The organism is Acidobacteriota bacterium, from assembly GCA_034211275.1.
In the GTDB taxonomy this organism is placed as follows: domain Bacteria; phylum Acidobacteriota; class Thermoanaerobaculia; order Multivoradales; family JAHZIX01; genus JAGQSE01.
This window is the reverse complement of the sequence record JAXHTF010000215.1, coordinates 1-10,807: the sequence shown is the minus strand read 5'-3', so window position 1 is coordinate 10,807 and position 10,807 is coordinate 1. Positions and strand designations below refer to the sequence as shown.

Here is a 10,807-nt window from a genome sequence, read left to right as displayed (position 1 = left end):
TTCGTGATGGACTCCAAGGGCCTCAACGTGGGCCTGAGTGCCGTAACCTCGGACTATTGGCAGGGCGACGAAGCCAAATTCCAGAAGACCTTCGGCGAAGGTCCGTGTCGGTGCTGGCGGGGGCCGGAATCTTCCTCTGGGCTCCGGACCGCCGACCGGATCAGCCCCGGATCCTGGCCTTCGTGCTGCACGAATTCCATCCCGAGACCATCCGGGAGTACGAGGAGGATTTGGACGCCACCCTGGAGATCGTGCAGCAACGGGACCCGTCCTCGACCCTGCTCCTCACCCTCGAGCTCGCCGGCTCCGGGGGCGCTGCCGCGGAGGGCTATCTCTACCCCTGGCATCGCCATCTTCAGTGGTACGCGCCGGAGTACCCGCTGGTGATGCTGGCGCCGGACGAAGAGCTCTCCCTGCAGCTCCGCGGGCACCAACCGCTGGAAGCCGGCGGCGAGGAGGTCGTCGTACCGGCGGAGACTCGCAGGGTGCTGTGGGTGCTGGCGGGCTTCCCTGGGGAGCGCCTGCCGCTGCCACCGGCGGAAGTGCTCTACCGGGGCCGGTGGATGACGGTGTTGGAGGGGCCCTTTCGGGGCGAGATGGAGGTCGGACCCTTCCACCTCCGGTCGCCGGCCGACGAGGAGGCCCCTCAGTCGCTGCCAGAGACTCCAGCTTCCGGGGCTCCAGCTTCCGAGGTGCCTTCTTCCGAGACATCGTCTTCGGCGGAGCCGGCGAGGGTCGGGGGTAGGAAGTAGGCCAGCTCCTCGAGGTGGACGCGCAGGTCGACGTCTTTGAGCGGGACCTGAGGAGTAGGGTTGACATGGGCGGGGGAGAAGTTGAGCACTCCCCGCACCCCTGCCGCCACCAACAGATCATAGTTCTCTTGGGCCGCCGAAGCGGGCACCGCCAGCACTCCCAGCTCCGCCTGGGTTTCCCGCACCAGCTGGGCCAGCTCGTCGGTGTGCCGCACCTCCAGGTCCCCCACCAGGCTGCCCACTCGCCGGGGATCGTTGTCGACCCCTCCGACGACGTCAAAGGCTCCGTGGTTGAAGCCCAAATAGCAGGCCAGGGCGCTCCCTAGATTCCCCATGCCGACGACGATGATGGGATGCCGGCGGTCGAGCCGCAGGATCGCCGTCAGCCGGCTGATCAGAGGTTCGACGTCATAGCCGACGCCGCGGATGCCGAAGCCGCCGAATTGCGCCAGGTCTTTGCGAATCTGCGCCGCGGAGAGGTTGAAGCGCCGGGCCAGGTCCTTCGAGGAAATGCGTTCGACCCCGTCTTCGTGCAGCCGGCGAAGGGCTCGCAGGTAGAGACAGAGACGGTTGAGGGTCAGGGGGGAGACGTCGGATGGGAGGGCGGACTTGGACGGCATCGTAAGGATTGGTCTCCGACTGGGCCTGGCTCCAGCGGCGGCGGAAGGCTGATAGCCTCCAGCGGCTGCTGGATCTTTGCTACCGAGCAGGTCCAGGGGAGCACTCGGAAATCACAGAATGTCATAACGCCCTAGGAGGGCACAAGAGGAGGCGCTCTCGGGGTAGGTTCCTAGTCGGAATTGGCTCAGGCCTCGGCACTGCTGGCCATCGCAGGCCGTCGAGCCTCCGCGGCGCGCGGAAAACTCGCTAACGCTCAGACAGTTCCGCGCGGTCTTCCGCTACGGCTCGAGCCTGCGATGGGTGCCTCGGAGTCTTCGCCAAGTTCCGACTAGGACCCTACATTCGAATAGCGCCGGGAGAGGAGAGGATGGGAAAGGAAAGAGAGCAGCGGGTTGCTTTGGTGACCGGCGGCAGCCGCGGAATCGGTGCTGCCGTCGCCCGCTCGCTGGCGGCGGCGGGGCATCGGGTGGTGCTGACCTACCGCAGCCAGGGGGAGGCGGCGCAGGCGGTGGCGGAGGAGATCGGCGGCCATGCCTGGGAGCTGGACCTGGGGGCCGAGGAGCAGGTACTGGAGCTGCCGAAGCGGCTGGAACAGGAGCTTGGCGGGGTGGATGTGCTGGTGCACAACGCTGGCTTCACCAAGGACGGCCTGCTGGCCTTCCTGTCGGCGGAGGATTGGGATGCGATCCAGGAGGTCAACCTCCGTGGCCCCTTCCTGCTCACCCGCGGTCTGGTCAAGAGCATGGTGCGCCGGCGCTGGGGGCGGATCATCAGTCTTGCGAGCGCCAGCGGCGTCATCGGTCATCTGGGTCAGACCCACTACAGCGCGGCCAAGGGCGGCCTCATCGCCTTCACCAAATCCGTCGCTCTGGAGCTGGCGCGCTACGGCATCACCGCCAATTCGGTGGCCCCGGGATTCATCGACACCGAGATGCTGCAGGAGATTCCCCCGGCCAAGCTCGAGGCCTACGTGCAGCAGATCCCCCTACGTCGCCTGGGCTCCGCCGAGGAAGTGGCGAGCTTGGTGACCTTTCTGGCTTCGGAGGAGGCGGGCTACATCACCGGCCAGACGCTACGCATCGACGGCGGGATGATCACCGCTTAAAGCTCCTGGTTGTCGAGGGAAGAAAGGATGGTGCGAAAGGGGGGACTCGAACCCCCACACCCTTTCGGGCACAAGAACCTGAATCTTGCGCGTCTACCAATTCCGCCACTTTCGCGCCGGGCGAGATTGTACGGCCCTTGCTCACCGCATGTCAAACCCTTCGTGGACGAAGAATGATCTGCTCCGGATCTGCTTGGGGGAGCGGCCTTAGTGGTAGATTCTGGCGGCGTCTTTCGCTGGGCTCCTTGCGGCGCTTTCGGCCCGAGCCGGGAGCACCGCAGGGAGCACCGCCCCCGGGAACCGAACCACCGGCGTCGGAGTCCAATGCAGTGAAGGAGCGACAACCACTGTTACACTTTTTGCCATGGCCAAGAAATTTCTGATCTCCCTCTGCCTCTTGCTCTGCTGCGGGCTCGTCGCCTGCGGTGGCGCCACGGTGACCGACGAAGACCGCAGCCAGATCGAGGGCACGCTGCGGGCCTATCTGCCGCTGCTCTCCGAAGCCTACGAGAGCGGCAATATCGAGCCCCTGCGGGAGCTCGCTGCCGAGCGGGAGCTGGCGCGGGTGTACACCCGGGTCTCGGAGCTGGCAGACGAGGGCAAAGTGGTGGAGCCGACGTTCCGCGAGCTGACCCTCGAAGACGTGCAGATCTGGAACCACAGCAACGCCTTCGCCACCACCGTCGAGGTCTGGGATCTGCGGGTCTTTCCCACCGGCAGCTCGACGGTCCTGAGCGAGGAGCTGGGACAGAGCAATCGCGTCAAATATCAGCTCAAGCGGCGCGGCGAGCAGTGGCAAATCCTCGCCCGTGAGCTCGAGCAAACCCTCGAATGAGCCAAGCCGAAGGCGCTTCTTCCGGCGCTTCCTCAGACGCACCGTCCGGCGCACCCAGCGCGCCCGGGCCGACCCCCACGGTGGCCATCGTCGGCCGCCCCAACGTCGGCAAGTCGACGCTGTTCAACCGGCTGGTGGGGCGGCGTCAAGCCATCGTCCACGACCAGCCGGGAGTCACCCGGGACCGCATCACGGCTCATCTGGAGCTCGATGGTGGACGGGTGTGTGCGCTGGTGGACACCGGTGGTCTGGTACCCGGAGACGATCCCATCGGTCTCAACCAGCAGGTGGAGCTAGCGGTGGAGGAGAGCGACCTGCTGGTGCTGGTGGTGGACGGCCGGGAGGGGCTGGTGAGTGCCGACGAGACGGTGTGGAGTCATCTGCGCCGAAGCGGCAAGCCGGCGGTGCTGGTGGTCAACAAAGGCGACACCCGAGAGGCTCAGGAGCGTTTCGACGAGTTTCACCGTCTCGGCATTCCCGACGTGGTGCTGGTCTCCGCCGAGCACGGCGTCGGCGTCGGTGACCTCCACGATCTGCTGGGAGAACGCCTCCCGGACACGGCCGGCGAAGCTGTCGATCCGGATCTCCCGGCGGTGGCCATCGTCGGTCGCCCCAACGTCGGCAAATCATCCCTGGTCAACCGCATCGTCGGTGCCCACCGCGTGCTGGTTTCTCCAGTGGCGGGGACCACCCGGGATCCGGTGGACTCGGTGGTGGAGCACGCGGGCGAACGGTATCTACTGGTGGACACCGCGGGTATCCGGCGGCGCAGTCAGGTCACCGGCGCGGCGGAGGAGCTGGCGGTGATGATGGCGCGGCGCCAGATCGAGCGAGCCCAGCTGGCGGTGCTGGTGGTGGACGCCGCCGCCGGCATCACCACCGGCGATCTCGCCATCGCCGGCTCCATCTGGGAGCTGGGTCGGGCGGCGGTGGTGGCGGTGAACAAATGGGATCTCCTCGACGATGAGGCTCGGGAGGAGCTTGAGAAGGGCTGGCCCCGGCTGGACCAGATCCTCGCCTCGCCGCCACGGGTCAATACCTCGGCTCTCAGCGGCCGGGCAGTGGACAAGCTCTTTCCGGCTCTGCAGCGGACTCTGGAGGCCTACCAAACCACCTTGCCCACCGCCGAGGTCAACCGCCTCTTCGAGCAGGCGGTGCGGCGCAACTCGCCGCCGCTGGTCAAGAAACGGCCGTGGAAGCTCTTCTATGCCACCCAGGTCTCTACCGGTCCGCCGACCTTCATGGTCTTCGCCAACCAGTCGCTGCCCTTGCGCCACAACTACCGGCGCTACCTGGAGAATCGGCTGCGGCAAGAGCTCGAGCTGCCGGGGGTTCCCATCCGGCTGGTGATCCGCAAGCGGTAGCCCCGCTGCTCCTCGGAACCTCCCCGGGGGTTCGGCAAATCAATCCCCGGAGGGTTCCTTCATGTGCTTGTGCAGTAGTGTGTGTTCACCTATAATTCTGCCATCGGTCTACTTTATTACCGGCGAAGATTCCCCCCTTTCGCGGCGGATTCTGCGTCTTCGGTAGCGCCTCCGGCGTAAGACCTCCACCGAAGTTAGAGTTTCCAGTAGAGCAGGGACCCCGGCGAAAAACGACGTGGCTAATTCGAAGAAAGGCAGTCGGCAGCGCTCCTCCTTGACCAAGGCGCGCTTGGTCGACGAGGTCTATGATCGCCATGGCGGCCTCACCAAGCGGGAAGCGGCGGAGATCGTCGACAAGATCTTCACCACCGTCAAATCGAGCCTTGGGGATGGCCGTCCGGTGCGCATCATGAATTTCGGCACCTTCGAGGTCACTGCCCGGCCGGGCCGTCTCGGAGTCAACCCCGCCAGCGGTGAGAAGCTCTACATCCCTCCTCACAAGGGACTCAGCTTCCGCCCTTCCCGACGGCTGCGCCGCGCGGTTCGCCGCGGCGATGAGACGGACGAGGAGTAGCCGTCCATGGCCCCCCGCGGCAAGCAACGGAAGCGGATCTTCTACAAGATCGGCGAAGCGTGTAAGAAGTTGGACATCCAGCCTTATGTGCTGCGCTATTGGGAGACCGAGTTCCCAGCCCTCAATCCCAACAAGAGTCGTTCCGGGCAGCGGGTCTATGGCGAGGAGGAGCTCGCCATCATCCGCCGGATCAAAGATCTGCTCTACGAAGAGGGCTATACCATCGCCGGTGCCAAGAAGCGGTTGGAGGCGGAGCTGGCCGCCGGCGGGGCGGAGGCGCTGGACGATACCGCATCCCAAGTTGTGAAAGACGGGGTGGCGGTGGCGGCCTCTGCCCTTGACACCGCCCGGGCCAAGAGGATAAAAACCCTTCGGCGCGGGATCGAGCATGCGCTCGAGCAAAGCCGTGAGATCCTCGATCTCCTGGAGTCTCGCCCATCGGCCGGTTGAGCCCCTGTGGTCTCCTTCGCGGAATCCCCATAGCGGCCGGTCGTTTCCTCAGTTTTCATCGGGACGTGGCGCAGTCTGGTAGCGTACCTGAATGGGGTTCAGGTGGTCCCGGGTTCAAATCCCGGCGTCCCGACCAATCCAATCCCCCGGCCTTCACGGCGTCGCTTCGAACGTTCGGTCCCGGTCTCAACGACCTGGTTCCGGGCTTCCTACGGACGGTTGACAGAGCTTCTAGCGGGCTCCTATACTGACTCGCCCTAAGGGTATTCCCATGAGCAGGATACGAGAAACCAACGGCCATCTCAGTGGCGCCTCCAGACGCTTCGTCATCGTCGCTGCGCGGTTCAACAGCCGCATCGTCGAGAGCCTCATCGACGGTGCCGTGGACTGCCTTCTGCGCCATGGTGTGGAGGCCGACGACCTGCACGTGGTGCGAGTTCCCGGCGCCTGGGAGATTCCTCTAGCCTTGGACCAGGTGGTCGAGGCGGAAAGGCCGGACGGCCTGGTCGCCCTCGGCGCGGTAATCCGCGGTGAGACTCCGCATTTCGACTATGTTTGTGCCCAATGCAGCAGCGGTGTCGCCGAGGTCTCCTTGCGCCGGGGAGTGCCGGTGGGCTTCGGCTTGCTGACCTGCGACAATCCCTCTCAGGCCCAGGAGCGCGCCGGCGGCAAGGCGGGCAACAAGGGATGGGAGGCCGCCGCCGCCGCCCTCGAGATGGTCGACCTCAGCCACCGGCTTCGTTCGTCCTAAGACCCTATGACCACGATTGCGGGCAAGCGCCGGACCGCTCGGGAAATGGCGGTCCAAATGCTCTATCAGCGGGACGTCGGTGGCAGCGATCTGGCTCAGATCTTCCGCACTTTCGATCTCAACTCTCTGCTCATCCAGGACGAGCCGGAAGGTGATGCGCCGGGTGCCGATGGTGCCGCCGCTACGGCGCCGGACCCGGCTCCGGTGCGCTCGGCTTCGAGGACCAAGGCTCGGGAGCAGAACCAGGACGGCGGCGTTTCCGTCGCCACCCGCGGTCCCGCCACCGGCTCCGTGACCACCGAAGGCCGCGATCAGGTCCGTCGCCGCCGCGGTCAGCTGGAGGAGTCCTTCGAATACGCCCGGACTCTGGTCAACGGGGTGGTGGAGAATCGCCAGCGCATCGACGAGCTGATCTCGGAGCAGGCGGATAATTGGCGCCTCGAGCGCATGCCGGTGGTGGACCGCAACGTCCTGCGGCTGGCGGTCTACGAGCTGCTCTACGAGCTGGATATTCCCAAGTTGGTGGTGGTGGATGAAGCCATCGAGCTCGCCAAGCGCTTCGGCTCAGAGAATTCAGGACGCTTTGTCAACGGCCTGCTGGACGGCCTGCTCCGGCGCCACACCTTCCCCGGGAGGATGTCCTGACCTGGCACTGCCGATCTCTCGCCACAGGGGCGACTCTGGCGCTGGTGACCTTGCTGGCACCGGCGTCGGCGAGCTGGGCGGCAGTGGCGGTGGCGGGGCAGGATCGGCTAGAGGTATCACTACCGGTGGACGCCCCGATTTCTTCGTACCAGAACAATGGCTACCGCCTGGAGGTGGAGGACGGCCGTGCACGGGTCACGGTGGATGTCCAACCCCTGGTTAGCGACTACCCGTTTCAAGCTCCTGAGCGGCTCCCCAGGACCGCTGTGCAGCGTTTGAGCCGAGCCCTGACGGCGGGTGCCGAGAGCCGCTATGACGCGGTGTCTCGGATTCTCGGCTGGATCTCGGACAATGTTCGCTATCACCTGGACAGGCAGGCCGACCAAAGCCCGGAAGCTGTGTTGGAGCGTCGTGAAGCTTATTGCACGGGCTCGGCACGGTTGGCGGTCAGCTTGCTGGACGCGGTGGGTATCGAAGCCCGGGAGGTTGCGGGGTTGCTGTTAGAGTCTCCGAATCTCGGTGGAGAAGCGGCTCCTCCGGTAGGCTTCCACCGCTGGATCGAGGTGTTCTATCCGGACCGCGGCTGGGTGTTCAGTGACCCCATGGCGAGCCATCATTTCGTACCGGCGACGTATTTGCCGTTGAGCTCCCCGCGAGCCCCGGAGGATCTGCCCCAACGCCTCGGGCCGATCCTCCGCAGTCCGGATCTCTGGCCCATCGACCGCTACGATCATGCGGCCGGGACGGTGTCGGCGCGAAAGAATTCTCCTCGCCAGCTGGCGGGGGCGGTGCGCATCCGCTGGCAGCCCCAGGAGGCGTCGGCGGGCGAGGACGCCGAAGCCTGGCTGGAGGGCGAAGGATTGCGCCGGCGTTTGCGCCTGACCGCCGGCAACGCCACGTTCACGGGAGTGGAGCCGGGGTTTTACACGGTCAAGTTGTGGAACCACGGTCTGCCGGTGGCGGAAGGTGAGCTGTTGATCAACGATCGCCGGCGGGTGGAGCTCCGGATTCCGGAGTGCCTCGCCGGCCACCATTCAAGAGAGGGAGTACGACCATGCGCAGCGCCATCCGGCGACGGATCCTGAATTTCACCGCGGCGAGACGGGGTCTGATCGCATTGGGCCTCCTTGGATTGAGCTTTTCGCTGCTTCCAATGACGGGCTGTGGCTACACCCTGGTGGGTCGGGCGAGCAATTTGCCGGCGGATATTCAGCAGGTGTATATCGAGCCCCTGGAGAACCGCACCAGCCGCTCTCAGGTGGAGCAGCTCCTGACCCAGGCGATCACCGACGAGTTGGTGACCCGGCAGCGCTTCACGGTGCTCAACAGCCGCGCCGGTGCGGACGCGGAGATCCGAGGCGCCGTGGTCGGTTACGCTGCGACGCCGGTGACCTTCGACCAGAATACGGGCCGGGCCCAGGAGTACGAAATCTCCCTCATCGTGCAGGTGATCTTCCAGCGCATCCCGGAAACCGAGGATGAGGAGCCGGAAGTCATCTGGCGCAACGACCGCTACCAGTTCCGCGAGTCGTACCCGGTGGAAGCCGGCAACGAGGCCTACTTCGACCGCGAGGATCAAACCATCGAAGAAGTCTCCCGGCGCTTGGCGGAGACGATGGTGAGCGATCTGCTGGAAGGGTTCTAAGAGCCTTCATTTCTAGGGCCTCTCGAGGCGTGGTGGGCTGGCGGCCACCCTACAATTACAGTCTTGCTTCTCTGAACGAGGTCCGATGATCCCGTGGGCGTCGGCAGTCGAGCTCTGCGGTGGCCAGTGGGCCATCCTCGGGTCTCGCTGCCTCCTCACACCGGCAGTGGTAGACGGTCCCAGTGGGGAAGAGCTGAACGTCGGGGTACCGCTCCTTCCTGCGTCCATGCCTCCGGGCACCATCGGCTGACTCAACGATTCCACTCCCGCTCACTCCTCCCAAGAGCTCCGTCCACCACGAGTGGTCTGAGTGGGCTGCGGGATTCGAGGATGGGCGTCTTCGCCCACCGCAGAACCCGACTGCCCACGCCCCCGGGCTAGTCGTTCCTCGCTCATTGGAGGCCTGGCCACTATTCGAGTAGGGCCTCGTTCGAGAGCTTTCAACTATTCGGGTAGGGCCTCGCCAGAAGGAGCAGGGCAAGGATTGTGCGGGGCGTTCGGGAGTCGAGCCCTGCGGTGGCCAGGGGGCCATCCTCGGATCTCGCTCCCTCACCACACCGGTAGTGGCTTACGGATCGTGGGGGATGAGTTGGTCCAGAGTGGAATCGCTGAGTTCAACGGATCCGTTCATTGAGCGGCTCCACACCCGCTCACTCCTCCCAAGAGCCCCGTCTTCCCCAGGTGGTGTGAAGTGGGCTGCGGGATTCGAGGATGGGCGTCTTCGCCCACCACAGAGCCCGACTGCCCACGCCCCCGGGCTAGAAGGTGCTTGTCGATCCTTGAATTGGTGGGGGAGGGCCCGCAGCAGAAGGCCATAGAAAAAGCCGCCCAATGCATGAAAAGCATCGAGCGGCTCCTTCAAGCACGTTCGCCGCTAGGATCAGCGACGACGGCGGGATGGGTCCTGCTCAGCTGGCGAGGGCCTGGACGGCCTTGCTCAGGCGGGACTTGTAGCGCGCCGCAGTGTTGCGATGGATGACGTTCTTCTGGGCCGTGGAATCAATGACCTTCAGGGTCTCCGGCAGGAGCTTCTGAGCGGTCTCGGCATCGTTCTCCGCGACGGCGGCGCGCAGCCTCTTGATCTGCGTGCGCATGCGGGAGCGATAAGAGCGATTGTGCATCCGGCGCTTCTCGTTCTGGCGGATGCGCTTTTCTGCTTGCTTCGAATTAGCCATGGTGTCTCCGTCAAAAAAAATGCCGCACGCCGGTGCGACACCGGCGGAAAGTAGCAAAGTTCTTCAGCGACTGTCAACCCCGAGGTCGCGGAGCCGCTGGCGGGCCAGATTCGACTCGTCGCTACCCGGGTACTCTCGAATCACGTGCTGGAGTTGGAGCACTCCCTGGGAGCGCTCGCTGAGCTCCAGATAGGCGTAGCCCTTCTTGAGCAACGCGCTCGCCGTCTTGTCGCTTCGGGGGAAGCGGTCCAGCAGACTCTCGAATTCTCCAATGGCCAGCCGGTACTTGCCCTGGCGGTAATAACACTCGCCCAGCCAGTAGATGGCATTGTCGGAAAGATCCGTGTCCGGGAAGGCCGCGATGTACTCCTGGAACTGCTGGATCGACAGGTCGAAATTGCTGCGCAGATAATCGTTGTAGGCCGAGCGATAGAGGGCCTGGGGATCCTGCGGCGGAAGGCTGGGGGCTGCCGGTGGAGGAGGGGCGCTGACGCTGGTGCGGGCGGCCTTGAGCTCCTGGTTGGTGGCAGCGATCTGCTGGGAAAGCTGGGCGAGGCGGTAATTGCCGTCCTCGAGGTTGGTCTTCAGCTGGTCGAGCTGAGCGGCCAAGCCGTCGAGACGCAACTTCTCCTCTGCCTGGGCCTCGGTGAGCGCCTCTTCCTGTCGGGCGAGCTGCGCTTCCAAGGCTTCCACGGTTTCCTTGGTAGGCATCTGGCGTTGCAGCTGCAGCATCTGCCGCTGCAAGTCCGCCAGCTGGGACTGAATTCCCTGGAGCTAGTCAGGCGTTCTTGTTGTTCGTAAGTTGTGGGGGAACTTAGGTTATCTAGATAGAGATTTTGGAATTTTCTCGGACAGCCTGTGAGGACGTTTAATTGTTGTTGAGATAGCCT

Annotated in this window: 13 protein-coding genes and 2 tRNA genes; 11 read left to right on the top strand and 4 right to left on the bottom strand. The window is 64.8% G+C overall.

Features of this window, described 5'->3' with window-relative positions:
- The first annotated feature begins 104 nt into the window (after positions 1-104).
- Positions 105-752: a hypothetical protein gene (locus SX243_22300; GenBank protein ID MDY7095715.1), complete on the top strand. Its 648-nt coding sequence runs from the start codon at positions 105-107 to the stop codon at positions 750-752.
- On the opposite strand, the gene SX243_22295 is transcribed toward SX243_22300, so the two are convergent.
- Positions 647-1,372 carry a redox-sensing transcriptional repressor Rex gene (locus tag SX243_22295; protein MDY7095714.1) on the bottom strand — a complete coding sequence of 242 codons (726 nt, stop codon included), beginning with the start codon at positions 1,370-1,372 and terminating at the stop codon, positions 647-649. The two genes, SX243_22300 and SX243_22295, sit on opposite strands and share 106 nt — an antisense overlap.
- A 368-nt stretch (positions 1,373-1,740) precedes the next feature.
- Here SX243_22295 and fabG point away from each other — a divergent pair, with 368 nt between their 5' ends.
- Positions 1,741-2,478, top strand: coding sequence for a 3-oxoacyl-ACP reductase FabG (fabG, locus tag SX243_22290; protein ID MDY7095713.1), 738 nt, complete (start codon positions 1,741-1,743; stop codon positions 2,476-2,478).
- A 28-nt stretch (positions 2,479-2,506) separates the two neighbouring features.
- On the opposite strand, the gene SX243_22285 is transcribed toward fabG, so the two are convergent.
- Positions 2,507-2,593: transfer RNA gene (locus SX243_22285), tRNA-Leu, on the bottom strand.
- A gap of 249 nt (positions 2,594-2,842) precedes the next feature.
- Between SX243_22285 and SX243_22280 the strand changes: the two genes are divergently transcribed.
- The 9 genes from SX243_22280 (at position 2,843) to lptE (ending at position 8,742) form a co-directional block, all read left to right on the top strand.
- Entirely contained in the window at positions 2,843-3,313 is a 471-nt protein-coding gene (locus SX243_22280) for an IMS domain-containing protein (protein MDY7095712.1), read from the top strand.
- Positions 3,310-4,677, top strand: coding sequence for a ribosome biogenesis GTPase Der (der, locus tag SX243_22275; GenBank protein ID MDY7095711.1), 1,368 nt, complete (start codon positions 3,310-3,312; stop codon positions 4,675-4,677). The genes SX243_22280 and der overlap by 4 nt, the downstream gene beginning before the upstream one ends.
- A 235-nt stretch (positions 4,678-4,912) precedes the next feature.
- The gene (locus SX243_22270; GenBank protein MDY7095710.1) at positions 4,913-5,251 is read left to right on the top strand and encodes an HU family DNA-binding protein; all 339 of its coding nucleotides are present in this window, start codon (positions 4,913-4,915) and stop codon (positions 5,249-5,251) included.
- Between the two features lie 6 nt (positions 5,252-5,257).
- Positions 5,258-5,701 (top strand): MerR family transcriptional regulator, encoded by a 444-nt coding sequence (locus SX243_22265; GenBank protein MDY7095709.1) that lies wholly within the window; start codon positions 5,258-5,260, stop codon positions 5,699-5,701.
- Between the two features lie 59 nt (positions 5,702-5,760).
- Positions 5,761-5,837, top strand: a tRNA-Pro gene (locus tag SX243_22260).
- Positions 5,838-5,972: 135 nt separating this feature from the next.
- A complete protein-coding gene (gene ribH / locus SX243_22255) occupies positions 5,973-6,452 on the top strand; it encodes a 6,7-dimethyl-8-ribityllumazine synthase (protein MDY7095708.1) in 480 nt (159 codons plus the stop codon).
- A gap of 6 nt (positions 6,453-6,458) precedes the next feature.
- On the top strand, positions 6,459-7,097 hold the full coding sequence (gene nusB / locus SX243_22250) for a transcription antitermination factor NusB (GenBank protein ID MDY7095707.1): 639 nt from the start codon (positions 6,459-6,461) through the stop codon (positions 7,095-7,097).
- A gap of 44 nt (positions 7,098-7,141) precedes the next feature.
- Positions 7,142-8,182 carry a transglutaminase-like domain-containing protein gene (locus tag SX243_22245; protein MDY7095706.1) on the top strand — a complete coding sequence of 347 codons (1,041 nt, stop codon included), beginning with the start codon at positions 7,142-7,144 and terminating at the stop codon, positions 8,180-8,182.
- A 68-nt stretch (positions 8,183-8,250) separates the two neighbouring features.
- Positions 8,251-8,742 carry an LPS assembly lipoprotein LptE gene (lptE, locus tag SX243_22240; protein ID MDY7095705.1) on the top strand — a complete coding sequence of 164 codons (492 nt, stop codon included), beginning with the start codon at positions 8,251-8,253 and terminating at the stop codon, positions 8,740-8,742.
- A gap of 908 nt (positions 8,743-9,650) precedes the next feature.
- Here the strand turns inward: lptE and rpsT are convergent.
- Both rpsT and ybgF read right to left on the bottom strand, forming a co-directional pair.
- A complete protein-coding gene (gene rpsT / locus SX243_22235; GenBank protein MDY7095704.1) occupies positions 9,651-9,917 on the bottom strand; it encodes a 30S ribosomal protein S20 in 267 nt (88 codons plus the stop codon).
- Positions 9,918-9,980: 63 nt separating this feature from the next.
- A complete protein-coding gene (ybgF, locus tag SX243_22230) occupies positions 9,981-10,649 on the bottom strand; it encodes a tol-pal system protein YbgF (GenBank protein MDY7095703.1) in 669 nt (222 codons plus the stop codon).
- Positions 10,650-10,807: the final 158 nt, after the last annotated feature.